The sequence below is a fragment of the Nitrosopumilus cobalaminigenes genome (assembly GCF_013407145.1).
GTDB lineage: Archaea > Thermoproteota > Nitrososphaeria > Nitrososphaerales > Nitrosopumilaceae > Nitrosopumilus > Nitrosopumilus cobalaminigenes.
The window spans coordinates 1,519,386-1,538,913 of the sequence record NZ_CP026993.1; the positions used below are offsets into that span (position 1 = coordinate 1,519,386).

At 31.9% G+C, this 19,528-nt stretch carries 25 protein-coding genes; 10 read left to right on the top strand and 15 right to left on the bottom strand.

Features of this window, described 5'->3' with window-relative positions; genetic code table 11:
* Positions 1-34: 34 nt before the first annotated feature.
* The 3 genes from pcn to C5F47_RS09365 are packed head-to-tail and all read right to left on the bottom strand — an operon-like array spanning position 35 to position 1,413.
* On the bottom strand, positions 35-781 hold the full coding sequence (gene pcn / locus C5F47_RS09355; protein ID WP_179360798.1) for a proliferating cell nuclear antigen (pcna): 747 nt from the start codon (positions 779-781) through the stop codon (positions 35-37).
* A gap of 34 nt (positions 782-815) precedes the next feature.
* Positions 816-1,133 carry a transcription factor S gene (locus C5F47_RS09360; protein WP_179360799.1) on the bottom strand — a complete coding sequence of 106 codons (318 nt, stop codon included), beginning with the start codon at positions 1,131-1,133 and terminating at the stop codon, positions 816-818.
* Between the two features lies 1 nt (position 1,134).
* Complete coding sequence (locus tag C5F47_RS09365) at positions 1,135-1,413, bottom strand: RpoL/Rpb11 RNA polymerase subunit family protein (protein ID WP_179360800.1); 279 nt, start codon at positions 1,411-1,413, stop codon at positions 1,135-1,137.
* Positions 1,414-1,463: 50 nt separating this feature from the next.
* Here C5F47_RS09365 and C5F47_RS09370 point away from each other — a divergent pair, with 50 nt between their 5' ends.
* Genes C5F47_RS09370 through C5F47_RS09380 form a run of 3 tightly spaced genes read left to right on the top strand, consistent with a single transcriptional unit; the run spans position 1,464 to position 2,340 of the window.
* Positions 1,464-2,000, top strand: coding sequence for a hypothetical protein (locus tag C5F47_RS09370; protein ID WP_179360801.1), 537 nt, complete (start codon positions 1,464-1,466; stop codon positions 1,998-2,000).
* Positions 2,001-2,030: 30 nt separating this feature from the next.
* The gene (locus C5F47_RS09375) at positions 2,031-2,183 is read left to right on the top strand and encodes a hypothetical protein (RefSeq protein WP_179360802.1); all 153 of its coding nucleotides are present in this window, start codon (positions 2,031-2,033) and stop codon (positions 2,181-2,183) included.
* A 10-nt stretch (positions 2,184-2,193) separates the two neighbouring features.
* On the top strand, positions 2,194-2,340 hold the full coding sequence (locus C5F47_RS09380; protein WP_179360803.1) for a hypothetical protein: 147 nt from the start codon (positions 2,194-2,196) through the stop codon (positions 2,338-2,340).
* Between the two features lies 1 nt (position 2,341).
* On the opposite strand, the gene C5F47_RS09385 is transcribed toward C5F47_RS09380, so the two are convergent.
* Together C5F47_RS09385 and C5F47_RS09390 are read right to left on the bottom strand one after the other, a co-directional pair.
* Positions 2,342-2,836 carry a dual specificity protein phosphatase 23 gene (locus C5F47_RS09385; RefSeq protein ID WP_179360804.1) on the bottom strand — a complete coding sequence of 165 codons (495 nt, stop codon included), beginning with the start codon at positions 2,834-2,836 and terminating at the stop codon, positions 2,342-2,344.
* A gap of 46 nt (positions 2,837-2,882) precedes the next feature.
* Positions 2,883-3,524 (bottom strand): cyclase family protein, encoded by a 642-nt coding sequence (locus C5F47_RS09390; protein WP_179361841.1) that lies wholly within the window; start codon positions 3,522-3,524, stop codon positions 2,883-2,885.
* A 76-nt stretch (positions 3,525-3,600) separates the two neighbouring features.
* Here C5F47_RS09390 and C5F47_RS09395 point away from each other — a divergent pair, with 76 nt between their 5' ends.
* Positions 3,601-3,858: an Lrp/AsnC ligand binding domain-containing protein gene (locus C5F47_RS09395; RefSeq protein WP_179360805.1), complete on the top strand. Its 258-nt coding sequence runs from the start codon at positions 3,601-3,603 to the stop codon at positions 3,856-3,858.
* Here C5F47_RS09395 and C5F47_RS09400 read toward each other — a convergent pair.
* Entirely contained in the window at positions 3,853-5,004 is a 1,152-nt protein-coding gene (locus C5F47_RS09400) for an aminotransferase class V-fold PLP-dependent enzyme (protein WP_179360806.1), read from the bottom strand. The genes C5F47_RS09395 and C5F47_RS09400 overlap by 6 nt on opposite strands.
* Positions 5,005-5,030: 26 nt before the next feature.
* Between C5F47_RS09400 and C5F47_RS09405 the strand changes: the two genes are divergently transcribed.
* Both C5F47_RS09405 and C5F47_RS09410 read left to right on the top strand, forming a co-directional pair.
* Positions 5,031-5,624: a hypothetical protein gene (locus tag C5F47_RS09405; RefSeq protein ID WP_179360807.1), complete on the top strand. Its 594-nt coding sequence runs from the start codon at positions 5,031-5,033 to the stop codon at positions 5,622-5,624.
* 130 nt (positions 5,625-5,754) lie between these two features.
* Positions 5,755-6,054 (top strand): ATP-binding protein, encoded by a 300-nt coding sequence (locus C5F47_RS09410; RefSeq protein WP_007402606.1) that lies wholly within the window; start codon positions 5,755-5,757, stop codon positions 6,052-6,054.
* Between the two features lie 35 nt (positions 6,055-6,089).
* On the opposite strand, the gene C5F47_RS09415 is transcribed toward C5F47_RS09410, so the two are convergent.
* Positions 6,090-7,082 (bottom strand): cupredoxin domain-containing protein, encoded by a 993-nt coding sequence (locus C5F47_RS09415; protein WP_179360808.1) that lies wholly within the window; start codon positions 7,080-7,082, stop codon positions 6,090-6,092.
* Positions 7,083-7,221: 139 nt separating this feature from the next.
* Here C5F47_RS09415 and C5F47_RS09420 point away from each other — a divergent pair, with 139 nt between their 5' ends.
* The gene (locus C5F47_RS09420) at positions 7,222-8,964 is read left to right on the top strand and encodes a HAMP domain-containing protein (RefSeq protein ID WP_179360809.1); all 1,743 of its coding nucleotides are present in this window, start codon (positions 7,222-7,224) and stop codon (positions 8,962-8,964) included.
* 44 nt (positions 8,965-9,008) lie between these two features.
* Here the strand turns inward: C5F47_RS09420 and C5F47_RS09425 are convergent, their stop codons facing one another.
* Positions 9,009-9,374, bottom strand: a complete 366-nt coding sequence (locus C5F47_RS09425) for a DUF6659 family protein (protein WP_179361842.1) — start codon at positions 9,372-9,374, stop codon at positions 9,009-9,011.
* Positions 9,371-10,699, bottom strand: a complete 1,329-nt coding sequence (locus tag C5F47_RS09430) for an ammonium transporter (RefSeq protein WP_179360810.1) — start codon at positions 10,697-10,699, stop codon at positions 9,371-9,373. Before C5F47_RS09430 ends, C5F47_RS09425 begins: the two co-directional genes overlap by 4 nt.
* A 115-nt stretch (positions 10,700-10,814) precedes the next feature.
* Between C5F47_RS09430 and C5F47_RS09435 the strand changes: the two genes are divergently transcribed.
* Positions 10,815-11,144: a P-II family nitrogen regulator gene (locus C5F47_RS09435; protein WP_179360811.1), complete on the top strand. Its 330-nt coding sequence runs from the start codon at positions 10,815-10,817 to the stop codon at positions 11,142-11,144.
* 227 nt (positions 11,145-11,371) lie between these two features.
* Here C5F47_RS09435 and C5F47_RS09440 read toward each other — a convergent pair whose 3' ends face one another.
* From C5F47_RS09440 to C5F47_RS09450, 3 genes are all read right to left on the bottom strand, one after another.
* Entirely contained in the window at positions 11,372-11,953 is a 582-nt protein-coding gene (locus tag C5F47_RS09440) for a P-II family nitrogen regulator (RefSeq protein WP_179360812.1), read from the bottom strand.
* Between the two features lie 73 nt (positions 11,954-12,026).
* On the bottom strand, positions 12,027-13,178 hold the full coding sequence (locus C5F47_RS09445) for a J domain-containing protein (RefSeq protein ID WP_179360813.1): 1,152 nt from the start codon (positions 13,176-13,178) through the stop codon (positions 12,027-12,029).
* 100 nt (positions 13,179-13,278) lie between these two features.
* Positions 13,279-13,701 carry a universal stress protein gene (locus C5F47_RS09450; RefSeq protein ID WP_179360814.1) on the bottom strand — a complete coding sequence of 141 codons (423 nt, stop codon included), beginning with the start codon at positions 13,699-13,701 and terminating at the stop codon, positions 13,279-13,281.
* A gap of 101 nt (positions 13,702-13,802) precedes the next feature.
* On the opposite strand from C5F47_RS09450, the gene C5F47_RS09455 reads away from it, so the two are divergent.
* Together C5F47_RS09455 and C5F47_RS09460 are read left to right on the top strand one after the other, a co-directional pair.
* Complete coding sequence (locus C5F47_RS09455; protein WP_179360815.1) at positions 13,803-14,486, top strand: VIT1/CCC1 transporter family protein; 684 nt, start codon at positions 13,803-13,805, stop codon at positions 14,484-14,486.
* Positions 14,487-14,498: 12 nt separating this feature from the next.
* Positions 14,499-15,794 carry an APC family permease gene (locus C5F47_RS09460; protein ID WP_179360816.1) on the top strand — a complete coding sequence of 432 codons (1,296 nt, stop codon included), beginning with the start codon at positions 14,499-14,501 and terminating at the stop codon, positions 15,792-15,794.
* On the opposite strand, the gene C5F47_RS09465 is transcribed toward C5F47_RS09460, so the two are convergent.
* The 3 genes from C5F47_RS09465 to C5F47_RS09475 form a co-directional block, all read right to left on the bottom strand.
* Complete coding sequence (locus C5F47_RS09465; RefSeq protein ID WP_179360817.1) at positions 15,791-16,447, bottom strand: hypothetical protein; 657 nt, start codon at positions 16,445-16,447, stop codon at positions 15,791-15,793. The two genes, C5F47_RS09460 and C5F47_RS09465, sit on opposite strands and share 4 nt — an antisense overlap.
* Before the next feature lie 70 nt (positions 16,448-16,517).
* Positions 16,518-17,963 carry a type I glutamate--ammonia ligase gene (glnA, locus tag C5F47_RS09470; RefSeq protein WP_179360818.1) on the bottom strand — a complete coding sequence of 482 codons (1,446 nt, stop codon included), beginning with the start codon at positions 17,961-17,963 and terminating at the stop codon, positions 16,518-16,520.
* A 72-nt stretch (positions 17,964-18,035) separates the two neighbouring features.
* Positions 18,036-19,400, bottom strand: coding sequence for a KamA family radical SAM protein (locus C5F47_RS09475; protein WP_179361843.1), 1,365 nt, complete (start codon positions 19,398-19,400; stop codon positions 18,036-18,038).
* Positions 19,401-19,528 lie beyond the last annotated feature (128 nt).

Genomic DNA, 19,528 nt, shown 5'->3' on the forward strand with positions numbered 1-19,528 from the left:
TCAAAATACCTGAACTAGTTAATCTTTAAATGCTTTAACTTTCTACGCGTGGAGCCAAGTAAAAGTGAATTCTGCCAATATTTGCGACTTTGAATTCGATTCTGAGAGGTTTTGCACTTGAAAATTCACAAGTAATTGAGCCTGCGTTTGAGCCTACAGCTTTTACTACAGGATTAAGATATTCAAGACTGTAAGTACCTTCACTGTCTTCTTTGGAAGAAATTTCTTCAATTTCTTTATCATCTTTATCTAAATCAATGACAACTTCGCCTGAATCACCTTTTCCTGAAAAATCTCCTTTTGAGTCAGATGTTTGAATAGTAAGATAATCAGATACAACTTGTACATCTCCAAGAATTTTATCAAACTTTGAAGAAGTTAAAACGATTTTTGAATCATATGGAATTTTTGGTAGTGGGGTATCAGTTGCAGAACTTTCAATTAAACGCATTTTGTATTTTTTATTTTTTCCAACTGTTACAAGCAACATATTTTGTTCAGAGATACTAATCTCTATGCTATCTTTTTTATCAGCTCTCTTGATCAGTTTTGAAAATTCGTCAATTCTTACACCGAATTTAATATCGCTATCACATTCATATTTTTCAAATGCAGAGTTTGGCCAAGAAATATCAATTAAAGCAACGTGAGAAGGATCCATTCCTCTAAAAGTAATTCCTTCTGCTGTAGCTACAAAAGTTGCTTCTTCAACCAAAGTAGAGATTGCAGATATTATAGCTTTAAGATCATCTGATCCACTAGTTTTTGCTCCAAAAGTCAAATCAATTTTCTTCTCTTTATGTACAAGTTAAACGTTATGTGTAATCACGCCAAGTGTATTTACATTTCTGACATCGATAGAATCTAGTTGTAGGTTCATCTGCACTTCTGGTTTGGAACATCCAACCTACTGCTTCATCATGACCACATTTTTCACAGTCAATTTTGACTGTTGGATTTGTGTCTTCTCCTTCATCTCCCTCAAAAGCTAACAAGGAAAAATCTGGTTCTTCTTCAGCAGGAATTTTTTTTGTGGGTTTTGATTCTCCGCCTTCAGTATATCCACATTTAGAACATTGGAGGCCTGAACCACTATTTTTTAATTTGACCTCACATTTGGGGCAAAACTTCAATCTAATTTACCTTAATTTTAGAATGGAATAGTTGGTTGAATTCTTGAGCCATTTTGATTGCTGAATCTGTTGCTTTTTTAATTTCACCGAGTGGTTTTGAACTAGAATTAACTCTCATCCAACATTCATTGGTAAGAGGATGTTTTACAATTACACCTGCAAAATCTGTACTTGATGCTTGTAGCAGCTCATGCTGAATAATGTATAAAATTCCGATATCAGTTTCGGTGATTGAAAGGCTGATTTCTTTAGGTTCAGAACTGATCACTTGTGCGTTCATGTATTCAGAAAAAGCACTTATTGCGGATATAAATCATTATGAGCGGGAACATGGCAGAAAGCAAGATTTCAGCGATCGAATTAGTAAAATCAAAGGATACCTACTCATCTGATGAAAATGTCGAGATAAATGTCCAATTTTCAGTCGAAGGTGACCTTAGAAATGCCTTCAATGAGGCTAATTGGACCAAAGCCTACAACAACAATGATGTTTCATTCAAATTGAAATTTGGTATTAAATTAACTACTGGCGGATTAAGAAAGAAGGAATTGGGAAGGACAATTGATACTTATCGAAAGGCATCAATTTTTTGGACAAGAAATCCTAAACTAGTCAATCCAATGAAAGATAGACGAATTTGGGTACAGGTAGCCAAAAACTTTGAGCCATTTATCAGACTATCAGAGGAAGAAGTTAGACAGGAATTATTTGATTTTAATGAAAAATTTGTCTTCAAAGCATCCGATTTAGGAAAAGGAACTCATAAGATAAGTGCAGAAGCTTTTGCTTCTTGGCAAAAACACGATTTTACAGAAACTGGGAGTATCAAAAATAGCTCAAGTGATTTTGAGATCACAATCAATTAGGGATATAAGGAACTTTTTTGGTGAATTAATATGGCAAAATACGATGGTCTGCTAGGACAACCACTTCTTGAAATAGAAGATCCTGATAAAGAAGGTGGAATTACTTTCATTATGAAAGATAATAGATTTTTGTTCATTAAAGTAGCAGATGGGAAAATTGAGACGGTGTCAATTCCAGAATAGGTGAAAATGAATGATAGATGTTGAAGAATTCAAAATGAAAGAAATTGTAAAAATTGAAGAGTCTGATTCAAATGACGAATTAACAGTAACTTTTACAGATAGTAAAACTATGAAAATCAAAATAGTTGATGGTAAACTAGTTTCAGAGTCTGTTTAAACTAATTTCTTACATGTTTTTCATAAAATCCGATAGCTAATTCTTGTACTTCAGATTGAATTGAACCAGGTCTTTCATCTCGGATTTTTTTAATAGCATTATCTGCAGAAAATTTTTCGTATTTGATAAAATAACATGCAAGAATTGTTCCAGCTCTTCCCATTCCTGCCGCACAGTGAACCATTACTGCTTGTTCATTTTTAATTTGTTCATGAATAAAATCTACTGCAGAATCTATTCTATCCATATCAGGAGCTGTCAAATCAGGAGTTGGTACATGAAGATATCCAATGTGTTTAACCCAATCATCAGGCAATGCTTGCTCAGTCATGGTAACAATTGATTTTACTCCCTGATTCATGAGCCAATCAAATTCATCATAACTAGTTGGAATACCTGAGCCTGCTAATTTTTCTTCAATTAGCCACGAAAAGTTAGTTGGTTTTTTAGCGATTTTTCCATGAACTTTTCTCCAGATATTTCCAGGTTTACTCATGATATGATTAGATTAATTCTGTATTTTTAGTATTGCTAAATGACAATCATGATGCAACTGCACGAACAGGTGAACCTGTAGCATCTTTTAGTTTTAATGGAAGAATTGTAAAGGTAAATCCAATTGATTTGATTTTATTCATGTTTGTCAAATTTTCAACTATCAAAATATTATTTTTTGATAAAATATGATGAACACTAAATGATTCATCTTTTCCAATATCGATACTGGGTGAATCAATTCCAACTAGGTTAATTTTTTTTGAAACAAAATATTTTGCAGCTGATGCATCTAATCCAGGATTTTCGGTGAAATAATTTTGTTTTTTTAGATTTTTTTGCCATCCAGTATAGAAAAACAACGATGAATGATCGGGAATCTCACCATTCTTTTTTTCAAATGATATAATATCAGATTTTGTGATAGATGAATTTCTTGATTTTTTGAGTTTAATGAGAATACCTTTTCCAATTAATCTCTCAAGTGGAATTTGATTAATTTTTGGTCCTTTTTTATCAAAATGATATGGTGCATCAAGGTGTGTACCAGTATGTGAACTCAGAAATAATAATTCTAGATTGTATCCATCTGATTTGATATCTGACCAATCAATGAATTGTGGAGTAGGAGATCCAGGAAAACTTGGTATGGATTCAGATATTGTAAGTGACAAATCTATTGGTTTCACATCAACAGAACGCATTAGTGATTAATCAGTTTTTGAACAATGAAAGGTTAAATACTGTCTGATGAAAAAAACCCTTGTGCCTACAGCATATGTTCTATTGAATTCTGATTTAGGATCAGATGAATCAATTATCAACGAAGTAAAGCAAATTCTTGCTGAAGAAGATATCAAATTTGAGGTTCAAGGTGTATACGGTGTATACGATATTGTCTTGAAATTAACCTCTAATGATGCCGAAAAGCTACGTGCAATCATTACTAACAAAGTTAGAAAAATCAGCAAAGTTCAATCAACACTAACTATGATGGTAATAGAAGAACAAGATAACTTATAGTTTCTTTATTGCATCAATAACTTCAAGCATTTGAGGTTCAGTATTAAAAAAGTGAGGAGATGCTCGTATAATTTTTTTATCCATAATTTCTCTTACAGCCAAAATGATATTTTGTTTTTCTAGTCTGTCTACAGCTTCTTGGGAATCAAATCCTTTAATGTTAAATGAAACAATACTAGTTCTAAGATTTTGATCATCAGGTCCATACAACATAATATTTGGAATTTTTGATAATTCTTCTCTAAACAAAGTAGAAAGATACTGAATTTTTTCACGGATATTATTCATTCCCAAATTTAACATATAGTTTGCAGATGATGCTAGTCCTACTATTCCAACATAATTTCTAAAACCAGTTTGAAATTTATCTGGCAATTCTTTGAATGCAAGTTTAGAGTCATCATAAATAATTGCCGACTCTCCACCAATTGTTTTTGGTTCTAACAGTTCACTTGATTTTCTGTTGCAGTAGAATAATCCTGTACCCATTGGGCCACAAAGCCATTTAGATCCATTAAAGGACATAAAATCACACTTTATTTTTGATACATCAATATCTCCAATACATCCTATTGTTTGTGCACTATCAAGAAAAAATGGAACTTTGCCATCAAGTATTTTTCCTATTTCTTCTACAGGCAAAATTGAGCCTGTATTATACAAAGCATGACTAAGTGCAACTAATTTTGTATTTTGATTTACAAATAATTCCAAGTCATCTAGTTGAAAAAATCCATTTTCATCAATAGGTAAATTTTGTATTGAAATTTTTTCCTTTAGTTTGATCCAAGGATAAAAATTAGAATGATGTTCATGGGTCATTCCACGAATAATTATGTTTGAATTATCATCAAAGGTTAATCCATTTGCTACAAAATTTATTCCATCAGTTGTACTTTGTGTAAGAATTATTTCATCAGGTTGGCAAGAAATTATTTTTGCTATAGTTTTTCGTACACTTTGTAGTTTTTCAGTAACAAAAGGTTCAGAATCTTTAGAATCAGGACCAATTGAATTGTAAGTAATGAGAAATTCTTTCATGGCCTCAATACTTTGAGTAGGCATTAAAGAAACAGATGCGTTATTTAGATAGATTTTATCTGATACTGGAAAATCACCTGAAATATCTTTTGATATTAAATTCATTATTATATCTGTAAAATCCTAAACTGGTGTTGGATAAAAATCCTGAGCAGATTATAGAAAATGATTTAACAGAAATTCAAATTAAATTTGAACAGAATAATCCCAATATCATATTATGTTCAAAACCATTTCACAAAATTGAATTTCTTAATAGATTAATCAATTCAACTGAGGATCCAGTAATTATTGTGGATATGGATTTGTTATTTACTGGATATATTCAATCTGGAATGATTCCAAAAAAAGAAAATGTGACTATCTTTTCTCCTGATAAAAGAAATTGGGAGAAAAAACTATCTGAAATAATTTCCCAAGTCTCAACAGAGAGATGTTTGGTGATAATTGATTCATTTAACGGAGTATACAATGAGTTTGATGATTTAGAATCAGCCATCTTCATAAATTCATGTGTGATGTTGTTATCTTCAATAGGAAATCATACAAAATCATCTATTTTGATAACAGGAATGGCTAGACAAAAAGAAAACAAGGGATGGGTATTATCTCCAGGTGGAAAACACATCATCAAGTCAGAAAAAACAGGTGTTTATTTTCTTAGAAAAAGTGAAAATCACTTGAAAATTAGATCGTTAGATATTACAGAAGGCAACTTGAAATAAATCAAAGAGGATTTTTGCTAGATATTTCAAGCGATCAGAAATTAAACGCCGTTATAAAATATCAAACGCCGTTATAGAGTGATATTTTTAGGCAAATTATATTAAGAACAAATCAAGAATTAATTTCGTTATGCCAGTAGGAATTATTCCAGACATCAGCGAACAAATGTGTATCGGATGCGCACTATGTGTAGAAATCTGTACCACACTTGGACCAGATGTCCTTAGAGTAAAACCAGTTGAAGGCTGGAAGAGAGGTAAAGCATTTGTCTTCTACCCAGAAAGATGTATTTCTGATGGTGCATGCATTGGTGTATGCCCAACAAAAGCAATCTTTTGGATGCGACCAATGGACTTTACTGTTGGACAACCAGTTCCACTCTACAAGAACTCAGTCTTCGTCAAAGGTTGGACTGAATTAATCGATTAGATTAGTTCATCAATTTTTAATTTCTTTTTATTATTTTAGATTTTAACAGCGCCTGGTGTGTCATCTTTAATTTTTGGTTTTTTCTTTAACCAAAACATTGCAATCAAAAACATAACACCTGGGATTAGAATTATGAATAACATTAATTCGTAATAGGTTGTTAGTCTTTGAGCAGGTTTTGTATGATAAGTTTCGTGAGATGATTTTTCAGGATTATCATAAACAGCCGTGGTAAAATCAACAGAACGTTGTTCTTTACTTTCAACTTCTCCAAAAACAGTAACACTTTCCTCAGCAAAAATTGAGGGAGATTGAATTCCTTCAACTCTTACTATAATAGAACCAGATTCGCTAAAAACAAAATTTCTATAATCTCCCCCAATCTGACTTAATCCTTCATCTCTAAGAATTTCTTTGCCATTTTGAAATATTATAAAATTATATTTCATTTCTGCAAGATTAGAGTTTGTTTGTGGATCATAAAATTGATAAACAAATTGGATTTTTTCATGAGTTTTGATTACAGGAGGATCCCATGTTAGATTAACTTCAATTTTTCTATCTGGAGTATACTGTAATAATGGAAACTCTAGTTTTTTCCCTGTTGCATCATGTGGATAATCAGGAATTTGTTCTTCAACAATTAAAATTCCTTCCATCCATGGATGAATAGTACAATAATAAGAGAAAGTTCCAGACTCTTCAAATTTGTATGACCAAGATTCTCCTGGCATAAATCTACCACTATCAAAAACACCGTCAGGTTTTCCAAAGTTATCACTCATCCAACCAAATCTTCCAGAGCCTTCTCCACTTGTAACAGTATGACCTTCTTTATCATCATTATACCAAGTAACTGTATCACCAGCAGTTACAAACAGTTGAGGAGGATCATACCATACTTCAGCTACTGTATTTAGTTCAGGATTGTATGCTCCTATTGGAATATCAATAATGTATTCATCAGAATAGGCAAAAGAGGGTATGGCTACCAATAGAAAAATAATTGAAAATAGTAAAAATTTCATATTTTAGAGGCACAATTTAGTTAATTAAACACTTGATGTCATTTTCAATATTGCAAGTAATTATCAATTCAAAGAATTACTACAGGCATAATATACCTAAGAAGAGTTGATATTCCTATAGAATAAACATAGAACAAAAATGTCAATTTCATTTAATCTTGGTAAAAAACTCATTTTCTTAGTACTCATTGTATCTATTGTTACTTTATCCATTACAGCATTTCTTAGTTTCAATTATGCTGATCAAATCCTAAAAGAAAGGGCAGGAGATCAATTACTGGGAGAATCCATAGTTAGAGGAGACACACTAAGATTACTTTTTGAATCAAGAATTGAACAAAATAATATTCTTGCAAATGATCCTATGATTCAGTTACTAGTTTCTGAAATGAATCAGATTCCAGAAGATGAACTAAAAGAATTCAAAGAAAGTAATCGAAGAGACTTTCTAATTCAAGTTCAAGCATTTCAAGAATTAATTGGATTCTCTATTGGTTTTGAGGATACAAAAATAATTGGCAGTAATGGAAAAGTATTCTTTTCTCTAAGTGGAATTTCTGATGAAAATTTTATTGGAGATAAATTTTTTCAGAGAGGGTTAAAAGAATCGTTTATAGAATTTGAATCAGCTGAAGTAGGTAAAAAAATGATTGTGGTATCACCTATTTTTGCGGATGATAGTAAAATTGGAGATGAACCAATTGGCGTAATCATTTCAAGAATGAGAACAGCTTCAATCGATAATGTTCTAATCAACAGAAGTGGATTAGGGGAATCTGGTGAAGTTTACATTGTAAATAATCAATTTTTAATGTTATCTGAATCTAGATTTTTAGAAAATGTTGTTTTCCAACAAAAAGTTGATACTTTTGCTGTCCAACAATGTTTCAATAACGGGGAAGAATTTTTAGGATTTTATGAAGATTATAGAAATGTTCCAATTTATGGATCATCATATTGTGCAGATGATTTAGGCATAGTATTACTAGTTGAAATTGATAAAGCTGAAGTTGAAAAACCAATTGATATTCTTCAAGATAGAATATTTCAAACTGGAATAGTCATCACCATAGGAATGGGAATTGCTGCTTTTGGAATATCAAAATCACTTTCTAGACCACTTCTCAAACTGAAAAGTGCTGCCAACAAAATTGCTAGTGGAGATTTTGAAGTAAGGACCAACATTACAACGGGTGATGAAATTGGTGAATTATCTCATGCATTTGATTCAATGGCACAAAAATTACAAGAATCATTAATCGAAATTAAAGAAAAAGAAGATGTGATTAAACAGCAGGAAGACATATTGTTGAAATTTTCTCAACATGAACAAAATGATTGTGTAGGCGTTATTGATATGACAGACTCTACTAGAATATCATCAAAATTATCTGATGATGATGTTAGTAAAATGTACGAAATTTTTCTCAACTTCATGGCAAAAATTGTTAGAAAACATAATGGAGAAGTAGTAAAAAATATTGGAGATGCTCTGATGTTTAGATTTGCAAATGTTGATTCAAAAGATACTGCTGCAATGAAAAATATTTTAGAATGTTGTTTGAGTATGATTGAAGCTCATGATGAACTGAAAAAAGAACTTAATGCTGAAAATATTGATGCTTTAGATTACAAAATTAGTGCAACATATGGTGCTGTTAAAGTAGCAGAGAGCACCACTTCAAAAATTTCAGATATTTTTGGTCCAACAGTAAACAGATGTTTTAAAATAAATTCACTTTGTCCTAAAAACAGCATAGTAGTTGGCATCAATCTATATGAAATATTGAAAGACTTTGATGAATACGAATTTACACAGTTTTGTTCCATTGAAATGAAGAAGAAATATGGTTACAGTATTTTTGAAGTTAGAAGAAAATAATATTTTTAATTTGAAAACGGATTTTTTGAGGCTAGATTTAGCTATTATTCAGAATTTTTTAGCGTAGCATGAATAAAATCAATTATTTTCAAATAGTCTGCTCTGGGTTCAGTACTTATCATAAATATTTCACTTGAGTTAATTGGAATACTAATCATTGTAACTTTTTCATATTCTGTAATTGATGATTTTTCAGAACCAATTTTGTATGCCAAGTTAGTGTAAAGATCTCTTTTTTGTAAAGCATAATGAATTGACATGTTTACCTCATCGCCAACCAACATCTTTTCAACATTTTCTTTATGTCCACCTGCAATCATCTCACCCTTACTATTTGCGACACCTGCAAATCGTATTTGAGAATCTAGATCAAGTACCTGTTTTGATAAATCATCAAAGTTTACTGTCAGTTTTTATCACTCTTAGATTTCTTTTTGAATAGTATTTCATCCTTTTCTTGTAACTCATCTGTATAATCATCCATATCTAACAAGAATTCTTCCTCATCAGAATACGCAGATTCAGCATGTTCACTAATGTCTAGACCAATATCTTCAACTTCAGCTGAAACTCTAATGCCTATAGTACGTTTCAACACTTGAAGAATCACCCAAGTTCCACCAAATCCCATTACAGCTGCTACAGCAACACCAACGGCTTGAATCCAAAGTTGATCTGGATTTCCAAAGAGTAATCCATCCACTCCTCCAGGATTAATTGCAGTACTTGCAAAAATTCCTATAGCTAACGCACCAACAATACCTGCAACACCGTGAACAGAGCTGACATCTAGTGCATCATCAATGTGTAACTTTTCTTTGAAAAGTACTACACCAGAGTATGAGATTACACCTATTGCAATTCCTATAATGAAAGCATGTTCGGCACTAACAAATCCTGATGCAGGAGTAATTCCAGCCAAACCTGCAATTGCACCGTTAATTGTAGCTACAACTGATGGTTTTCCAGTTCTAATCCATGAAAGTCCTGCCCAAATTAATGCAGATACCGATGATGCCATGTGAGTAACAATTACTGTATTACCAGCAACTCCACCTGATGCAGAAAGTGCACTACCTGCGTTAAAACCAAACCATCCTAACCACAATAATGAAGAACCTAGAACAGCAAGTGGAATACTATGAGGAATCATGATTGCAGGACCATAGTTTCTTCTTTTACCAAGTACTAGTGCGGCAGCAAGAGCTGCCATACCAACACTTGTGTGAATTACAATACCACCAGCAAAGTCAACTACACCAAGATCTGCTAACCATCCACCACCCCAAACCCAATGGACTAGAGGATAATAGATTAGCATAGACCATGCAGCAATGAATATAATAAATGAACTAAACTTCATTCTTTCAGCAATAGTTCCTGTAAGTAACAGTGGAGTAATTGCTGCAAACATTAATTGGAATTTAACAAACAATACTCCAGGAATTGTTGGTGCATATTGTTCCAATGGGGCATCAGATGGAACTCCTTTAAGAAATACCCAATCAAAATTTCCAATTAATCCTTCAGTTGAATCACCAAAGGAAATACTAAATCCAAAAATAAACCACATGACACTCAAAAGTGCTAAACCAAAAAAGATCTGCATGAAAATTGATGCTGCATTCTTCTTTCTCAAAAGTCCAGATTCAAAGAGACCTAATGCGGGGATCATTAAAAGCACAAGACTGCCTGCGACAAGCATCCATGCTGTATCTCCAGAATCCAGAACCATGATAAAAATCCGAATTTTAAATTAATAACAATGACTAAATTTGATTATCATTTGATTATCATTTGATTATCAAAATCAGAAATTATATTTGTGTAAATTACAGTACAATAACTAAATGCTCAAAATAGAAGTCATACTTGGAGAAAACGATGTCATGGCAATTAGTGAAGGATTAAAAAAAATCGGCATTGGTGGCCTTACAGTATCTAAAGTAAGAGGAAGAGGAAAGAAACCAGGACCTGAGATTCACGCCTCAAAAGGAAGTGAAATTTTTGTACCTCAATTTAGTGAAAAATACAGATTAGAAGCCATAATTTCAGATGCAGAAGAAGATGAAGTGATTAGCATTATCAAAAAACATGGCAGAGTAGGTAAAATCTTTGTTTCTCAAATTTTACGTGCAGTGGATATTGCTACAGAGGAAGAAGGAGAAAGCACAATCTAAAGATATGAACATTAATTCGATTCGTAAAAGCAAATTATTTCACAGAGAAGAGTTGAAACCTTTAGAATCAAAAGATATCCTGAAAGTTATTGCAATTGCAGGAATTATTGTTATACCACTACTTGTTGGTTTAGTTATATGAGACCGTCCAAAATTTTTATTGCTAAATTAGTACTTGCAGCAGTTGGAATGACGTTAGTTGGATTAGCTTTGTTTAACGGTTATTATTAAAAATCACCAAAATTATTTTCATAAATAATTGTAGGGTTTTTTAGTTGTTTTTCTATTGTTGGTAATGATTTCATTATACAATAATTTACAAAATCACTAAAGGATTTAATTCTATAATCATCTCGAAGTGTTTCTTTATTTTCTTCATAAGTCATTTGTAGTTTGTTTAAAGTGAATTTTTGCAGTGGAACAAATCTACTTCGTTTAGGTAATTGTTTTGTTTCAATTTTTTCTTGTGAAGGAATTTCAAGATCTTGTTGTCCATCAAGTGTTTCCATATCAACTACTTCTTCCATTTCAGAGACGAAAATTTTTCCTCCATGATTAGATGATAGCCCAGAATTTTTTGAAATCATTTCAACTACTTTTCTTGCATCTTTGTCAGAAACTACCATTTCGATTTTTGCTAATGGAACAGATTTTAATCCAGTAGAGCCAGCACGAGAACCCAATGATTCATCGTAGATATTACTATCATCTAAATTTCGTTTATCAATAATGTATGTCCCTACAGCAGCTAAATTGGTTTTAATTGTAGGAAAATTTTTTCTTTTAATTACAGCCTCTATCTTTTTCACAAATAATTTTCAAAATTGGGTATATTTATCAGGAATGGTCATTATCACGCCTAAAAATTGATTTTGAACCTAATTATTTTTTAGAAAAACCAAATTTTGATGCCCAACTCTTTTTTTGTTTTTTGGCAGGTTTGAGTGAAAGATTATCCAACATTGCATATGTGATGGTAAATCCATGTCCTACCATAGTAGCATCTTTGTTGTAATTCTCTTTGTTTGATACAAATTCATCAGCCAAATCTTTAATTTTCTTGGTTTTCAGATCAAACAATCTAATCTTTTTACCGTTTTCTAATTTGATTATTGCATCACCACTCAAACCTTGAATAGAAAAATTCTCAAAAAATCGTATCATTCCTCCTTCTTTTAGAATAATTTCAGAATCATATGTTAATTTTCCACCATAAAATAAAATTTCTCTTGCAGATATTATAACATCATCTTCTACATTCAAAACAATAACAGAGTCTGCTTCAAGAGATACTGTATTTGCAAGATTTTCAGCAATTATTTTTCCATTGGGAGCTGATAAATGAGTTCTGTGTTCTTGAATTTGGAAAACACCTACACGAACAGGATCTTCAACTTTAAATTTTCTTCCATAAACATTTCCAACTACTATATTTCCATTATCAACAGTAATTTTTGCACCATTGTCAATTTTATATTTATTATCTAATGGATTAATGAATTTAAAATCTCCTTTAGTAAGATGAATATTTGTTTGAAATTCTTGTGTCCATGATGGACTAGTAATACTTCCTTGCATAATTATTGGACCATCATATGAAAATGTTCCAGCCATAAAATTTCCCTTTATTGACAAAGCACCATTAGCTTTTCGTTCTAATTCTATTTCTCCAAGAGTTTTTGAACCAAACAATCTAGATGCAGTAGTGTTTGAATTATTCAATGCAAAAGCCCATTCTTCAGCAGTTTTCATTTCTTTGAATAGTTCTTGACCTAAAATCTGATTTTTTCTTCTCACATCAGCTTCAGAATCACCTGAATAAACTTTGGAATTTTTTAATTTTTCATAATCTGTTTCTGGAAATTTTTTACCAATTTTTAGATCATCATATGCTTGTTTAATTTTTATAAATTGTTCATTTTCACCTCCACGATCTGAGTGATATTGAAGAGCTAATCGTCTAAATGCATCACGAATTTCTTTTTCTGTTGAACCCTCAATAATTCCTAAAATATCATAATTACTTTCTACCAAAATCTACACCAAAGTTATTTTTTCAAAATCCTATACTTGTAGGTTATTACGTATAGAATATCAAGTATATGGAAAAAATGGAAAAAAAGTTCAGATTGAACTATTTGACTACTAATACTGGGACATTAGTTTTATGCATTACATAATTTGATGTGCTTCCAAGAAATGCCTCTTTTGCGCCACCTAATCCTCTTGCACCAATTACAATCATGTCAAATTTTCCGTTTTTAGCAAACTTGACAATTTCAGAACCAGTATTTCCACCACCAGTTTTGTATTTGAAAGTGGCACCAGCTTTTTGAGTTTTATTCATAGCGGGACCAATAGCTTTAACAGCTTTCTTTTGTGCCTCATCTTTCATTTTCTTTGTATATTTTATTCCAGCAGCTATAGGTAAATGAAATACATAAAATCCTGTAATTTCTGCATCTCCACCTTTTGCAATTTCAATTGCTCTATCTAATCCTCTCATAGAATTTGATGAACCATCAAGGGGAACTAGAATTTTTTTGAACTTTGCCATAAGTTACAACAAAATTTATTCAATATAAGAAACATTGATGATTTTCAATATTGGAATTGTTCATATTTATTAATCAAATATCAAAGTTGAGCTAATTTTAAATGAAAATACATTTTGATGATTTTATTTATGGTTCTATAGACGGAGCAGTTACAACTTTTGCAATAGTTGCAGGAGTTATGGGTGCCTCATTACCCTCTGCAATAATATTAATTCTAGGATTTGCAAATTTGTTTGCTGATGGAGTCGCTATGGCTGCAGCAAATTATCAAGCATCAAAAGCAAGGAATGAATTCATACAAATGAAAAGAAAACAAGAAGAATGGGAAATTGATAATCTAGGAGAACAAGAAAGAGAAGAAATCAGAAATATTTACAGAGAAAAAGGTTTCAAAGATGAATTGTTAGAAGATGTTGTAAGAATAATTACATCAAAGAGAAAGGTGTGGATAGATACTATGATGAAAGAAGAATTAGGATTAATTGAAGATGAAAAAGATCCTATGCATAGTTCCGTAAGCACTTTTGTTGGTTTCAATCTTGTTGGATTAATTCCATTGATTCCGTTTATGGTTTTCATGATAATAGGAATAGAATTGAATGGAGAAGCTTTTGTATATTCTATTGCAGGTGTTTGTGCTGCATTCTTTCTTGTTGGAATGATAAAAGGAATAATTGTAAAAAAATCAATTATTCGTTCAGGAATTTACACATTGATTATAGGTAGTGTTGCAGCTATTGTTGCGTATATTGTTGGATATGGATTAAATTCGTTAATTCATTAGGATTGAAGATACATGTCTGAATTAACACGCCATATGGGATTATTTCATCTTACCATGTACGGTGTTGGATTAATTCTTGGAGCTGGCATCTATGTCTTAATAGGTGAAGCAGCAGGTTTTGCTGGAAATTCCATGTGGATTTCTTTTTTGTTGGGTGCAGTTGTAGCAATTTTTGCTGGATTAAGCTATGCTGAACTTTCAGCTTTATTTCCAAAAGCTGCTGCAGAATACACTTTTGTAAAAAATGCATTCAAGAATCATTTCTTTGGTTTCATAATTGGCTGGTTAACAGCAATAACATCAATCATAGTTGCTGCAACTGTAGCTTTAGGATTTGGGGGATATCTAACTCAGTTTATTGATTTACCGATTACAATTGGTGCCATTCTCTTGATTGGAGTTTTGTCAATTGTGAATTTTATTGGAATTAAAGAATCTGCATGGGCCAATACCATATTTGCATTAATTACTGCAGCTGGACTAGTATTGATAATATTTCTGGGATTTACCATTGAGCCTGTAGAATCTATAGATTATTTTGAGGCACCAAATGGAATTACAGGCATTATTCTTGCATTTGTGTTGATTTTCTTTGCCTTTATTGGATTTGAAGATATGGCAAATGTTGCAGAGGAGGTCAAGAGACCTAAGAAAACAATTCCAAGAGCTATCATTTTATCAGTGGTGATTACTGGAATAATCTACATTCTAGTTTCATTATCAGCTATTCGAATTTTAAATTGGGAAGAATTAGCTGCGTCCTCTGCCCCACTGGCAGATGTAGCTCATAGTGCTTTAGGTATCAATGGAAGTGTCACTCTATCATTAATTGCACTTTTTGCCACTGCTAGTACTGTTTTGATAACATTGGTAGCTGGTGCACGAATTTTGTATGGAATGGCAAAAAGTAATTCATTGCCACAATTTTTTGCAAGAATTCACCCTAAAACAAAGACTCCATGGATTGCAGTAATTGGAATTTTGGTAACTTCTATAGGATTTGCATTTGTTGGAGATATTGTAATTATAGCAAACATTGTTGTTTTTGCTGTAGTTATTACATTTGCAGCAATAAATTTGGCTGTGATAGTTCTCAGATATACAGAACCAGTTTTAGAAAGACCATTTAGAGTTCCAATTAATGTTGGAAAGTTTCCTATCTTGCCACTGTTTGGATTTGGAACTACAATTTACATGGCATTGCAATTCGAAATTGAAGTTGTACTAGTCGGGATAGCCATTATTGGAATTGGTGCAGTTTTGTATGTAATATTAAGAAAACGAAATAACTTTACAAATTCAATCTAATTCTTTTTTGATTTTATTATTGCAACTATTGCTATAGCAATTCCAATAAAACCAACACCTATTCCAATATATCCAATATTGTTTGATTTGGATTCTTCAAGAGTTGACACTGAATCTTTTAGTTCACTAAGATCTTCAATTAATGCAGTATGGCCATCGATCATTTGTTGTACTGTAATATCTGCAGGTTCAGGAAATTCAATGTAAGCACGTTCATCAACTTTGGGCGGATGCATTGATAGACTGATTGGAGTTTCTATTATTGTTCCTAGAATATTTGCTTGGTAAAATCCTGATACTGTTGGATTCACAAATGCATAATATTTTCCTGGAATGTTATGATCTGGTGATAGAGGAAGTGTAATGCTTTCATCTTTGTAAATTAATTTCATTTTAATGGTTTTTCTCAAATCTGAAATCCCATTTTGAAATTCTTGAGATTCAGCACATTTTAATGGTTCAGGGATATCCGAACATGGGATTAGTGGACTAACATAGAATTCAATTGCATTTGTTTCTCCAGATACAACAGGTTCATTCATCCAACCAATTTCAACACGATATTCACCTACAGCATCAACAGTATGACCATATGCAATACCAGATAGACCAGGTATGATTAACAAAAATAGCATAAATAATTTTAATTGCATACTAAAAAAACTGAATCTGATTTTAAAAACGTTCTACTATTTTTCGTTAAATAATTGATATTTGTACCAATTAAGCATCAGCATACATCGAAACTTCCCAAGCTGTAGGAGTTTGTGCAAATGCAGTATATTCTTTGTATTTTAGTTCAGAATATGCATCAAGGAAATCTTTTGTGAAAACTTTTTCCAAGAAATCTGAATCACTAGATAAAGAATCCAATGCACCTTTCAAAGATACAGGTAAAGTTCCAATATTGTATTCCCGTTTCTTTTCTGTAGAGAGTTTATAGACATTTTCTTTAACTGGATCACCAGGATCTATTTTGTTTTTGATTCCATCTAGTCCTGCAAGTAATAATGCAGCTTCTAAAAGATAGATATTTGCAGTAGGATCAGGTACACGATATTCAATTCTCTTACTTTTTTCTTGATTTCGATTATACATTGGAACTCTAATTGCAGTAGAACGATTTGCTAATCCCCAACATACATTGACTGGTGCTTCAAATCCAGGAACAAGACGTTTGTAGGAATTAGTTGTAGGATTTGATATTGCACATAATGCTGAAGCATGACTTAGAATTCCTCCAACATAATATCTACCAGTTTGACTCATTTGTGCTACATCATCATCTTGATCATACATTGCATTGGAATTTTTATTCCATAAACTCTGATGTGTATGCATGGCAGATGCATTATCGCCAAAAATTGGTTTTGGCATAAAGGTTGCAACTTTATTTTTTCTTTTAGCTTTAACTTTTACCAAATTTTTAACTGCGATTACATTATCTGCCATAGTAATCATTTCATCATAAACTAAATTGATTTCACACTGACCAGAAGTTGCAACTTCATGATGTTCAGCCTCAATTTTTATTCCAAAATAATTGTATAAATCTTCACAAACATCTTTTCTAAAACCATTAAGAGTATCTTTTGGTTGTGATGGATAGTATCCTTCTTTGATATCTATTGCAGTACTTACATTTCCTTTTGCCCAAGGGGATTCTTTAGATTCTATTGAATATCCAGAACCACCACCAGAATGAGTTGCTGCATAAGGTGATGGGTATACATTGATAGCATCAAAAATGAAAAATTCTATTTCAGGACCCCAATTAGTATGAGTTAATCCAAATTCTTGTAGTTTCTCTGATGCTTTGAAAGCTATACCTCTAGAATCTCTAGTGTATCTTGATTCTTTATCTGTACTGCCATCATAAAGATCACAAAATATTCTTGCATTTTTTCTATTTCCAGGATCATAATCATTTGGAAGAATTTTAAATGAATTAGGATCCGGCATTAAAATCATATCAGAGTTGTTTACAGATTTGAATCCAACAATAGAACTTGCATCTAATTTTTCAAGTCCGTTTACAAAACTATTTTCATCAATTGCATAACTTGGCATTCCAACATTGTGAAGTTCACCAAAAATATCTACAAACCAAAAATCGATGAAAGATATGTTTTCATCTTTAATCGTTTGTAGGATCTGACTTGCGTTCAATTGATATTTTTTGTAAATTAATTTACTAATGTGGTCTTGTAAGTTAGAATTGTCAAGTTGGTCAGGTTAATTCTAAGATTCAGGATAATCTTCAGTTGGATGTGTTGCTTTGAAATTTTTCATTTCTTCATCAAAAAAGAATTTGTCAGTAAGAGCAGGTTTCAAATCGTCTAACCAGATTGCATTTTCATCATATTTTGCAAAGAATGGTACTTGCACCCAATCAGGATTTCTACCCTGTAAAAATCTCAAAACAATTACTTTTTGATCATTAAGTTGAGCAGTTCCAATGACGTGTACTTTTCCTGGGGTTGCGGACATACTTGGTCCACGAACGGTTCTAGCTAATCCACTAACTGAAGAATATGCTTTTCGGAAAATATCATAAGCCTTGACTAGAGGAATTCCAAAATAATGTTGAGCACCAGTATCTCGTACTACAAACATATAGTATGGAATACATCCAAGTTGAACTTGTTTAGTCCACATTTTTGCCCACATTTCTGAATCATCATTGATATGTGCCAATATTGGGGATTGAGTTCTAATTTGTGCACCCGTTTTTCTAACTTCTTTAATTGCATTTTTTACTGCATCTGTAGATAATTCATTCAAATGATTAAAGTGAGCCATAAATGCTAGATGTAATCCACTATCAGTAATTTTTTTGAAAACATCTAACATTTCTTGAGAATCTGAATCGGTTAAAAATTTGTAAGGCCAATATGCTAGAGCCTTTGTTCCAATTCTAATTGTTTTAAGATTTGGTAGTTTAGCATCAATTAAAGTATCAACATATTTTGAGAAAATTTTTGCTTTCATAATCATTGGATCACCACCAGTGAAAAGCACATCAGAAATTTCTGGATGTTCTGAAACATATTGAACTAATTGTTCTCCTTCTTGCATTGCAAATTTCATTTCATCCATGCCAACAAATTGTGGCCATCTAAAACAAAAACTACAATATGCATGACATGTTTGACTTTGACTAGGAAAGAAAAGACATGTTTCTTTGTATTTATGTTGCATCCCATAAAGTTTGGTTCCATCTTTTAATGTTGGAACATTCAATTCCATTTGACCTGCAGGATGAGGATTTAATTGTAAACGAATTTCATTTGCAATTTTTGTAATCTCTTTTTTATCTAAATTATTTTTTAAAGCAGTTTCCATTTTTTGATAATGTTCTGGTTTTAGCATTCCTTTTTGAGGAAATGTTAACACAAAGATTGGATCATTTGGGACATTATTCCAATCAATTAATTGTTCAACAACATAATTATTTGCTTTAAATGGCAAAACATTTCCTACAACTTCCATCTCAAATTGGATTTCCTCACCAAGATTTTGAATTTGTGGCAAAGTACGAAAATTTGATAATGTGTAAGATTTTAGAGATGGTGAATCATCCCATGTTGATTCCTGATAGGTCATTTTGTAAATAGTACTTTTACCCTTGATAAAAGTTACATAGTGTGTAGGCATGAAAATTTTTAACTAGAAATAAATCATTCAGCGTTTGAAAAAATAATGATAATATGGGTTAACCTTTGTATTCTAGG

What these genes read in the sequence shown, in the direction of transcription:
- C5F47_RS09415 (WP_179360808.1), bottom strand. Translation starts at nt 7,082, where the DNA reads ATGAAATTTTTACTATTTTCAATTATTTTTCTATTGGTAGCCATACCC.
- C5F47_RS09455 (WP_179360815.1), top strand. Translation starts at nt 13,803, where the DNA reads ATGAAAATACATTTTGATGATTTTATTTATGGTTCTATAGACGGAGCA.
- C5F47_RS09435 (WP_179360811.1), top strand. Translation starts at nt 10,815, where the DNA reads ATGCTCAAAATAGAAGTCATACTTGGAGAAAACGATGTCATGGCAATT.
- C5F47_RS09400 (WP_179360806.1), bottom strand. Translation starts at nt 5,004, where the DNA reads ATGAATTTAATATCAAAAGATATTTCAGGTGATTTTCCAGTATCAGAT.
- C5F47_RS09380 (WP_179360803.1), top strand. Translation starts at nt 2,194, where the DNA reads ATGATAGATGTTGAAGAATTCAAAATGAAAGAAATTGTAAAAATTGAA.
- C5F47_RS09430 (WP_179360810.1), bottom strand. Translation starts at nt 10,699, where the DNA reads ATGGTTCTGGATTCTGGAGATACAGCATGGATGCTTGTCGCAGGCAGT.
- C5F47_RS09365 (WP_179360800.1), bottom strand. Translation starts at nt 1,413, where the DNA reads ATGAACGCACAAGTGATCAGTTCTGAACCTAAAGAAATCAGCCTTTCA.
- C5F47_RS09460 (WP_179360816.1), top strand. Translation starts at nt 14,499, where the DNA reads ATGTCTGAATTAACACGCCATATGGGATTATTTCATCTTACCATGTAC.
- C5F47_RS09410 (WP_007402606.1), top strand. Translation starts at nt 5,755, where the DNA reads ATGCCAGTAGGAATTATTCCAGACATCAGCGAACAAATGTGTATCGGA.
- C5F47_RS09370 (WP_179360801.1), top strand. Translation starts at nt 1,464, where the DNA reads ATGGCAGAAAGCAAGATTTCAGCGATCGAATTAGTAAAATCAAAGGAT.
- C5F47_RS09375 (WP_179360802.1), top strand. Translation starts at nt 2,031, where the DNA reads ATGGCAAAATACGATGGTCTGCTAGGACAACCACTTCTTGAAATAGAA.
- C5F47_RS09385 (WP_179360804.1), bottom strand. Translation starts at nt 2,836, where the DNA reads ATGAGTAAACCTGGAAATATCTGGAGAAAAGTTCATGGAAAAATCGCT.
- C5F47_RS09465 (WP_179360817.1), bottom strand. Translation starts at nt 16,447, where the DNA reads ATGCAATTAAAATTATTTATGCTATTTTTGTTAATCATACCTGGTCTA.
- C5F47_RS09475 (WP_179361843.1), bottom strand. Translation starts at nt 19,400, where the DNA reads ATGACCTATCAGGAATCAACATGGGATGATTCACCATCTCTAAAATCT.
- C5F47_RS09420 (WP_179360809.1), top strand. Translation starts at nt 7,222, where the DNA reads ATGTCAATTTCATTTAATCTTGGTAAAAAACTCATTTTCTTAGTACTC.
- C5F47_RS09450 (WP_179360814.1), bottom strand. Translation starts at nt 13,701, where the DNA reads ATGGCAAAGTTCAAAAAAATTCTAGTTCCCCTTGATGGTTCATCAAAT.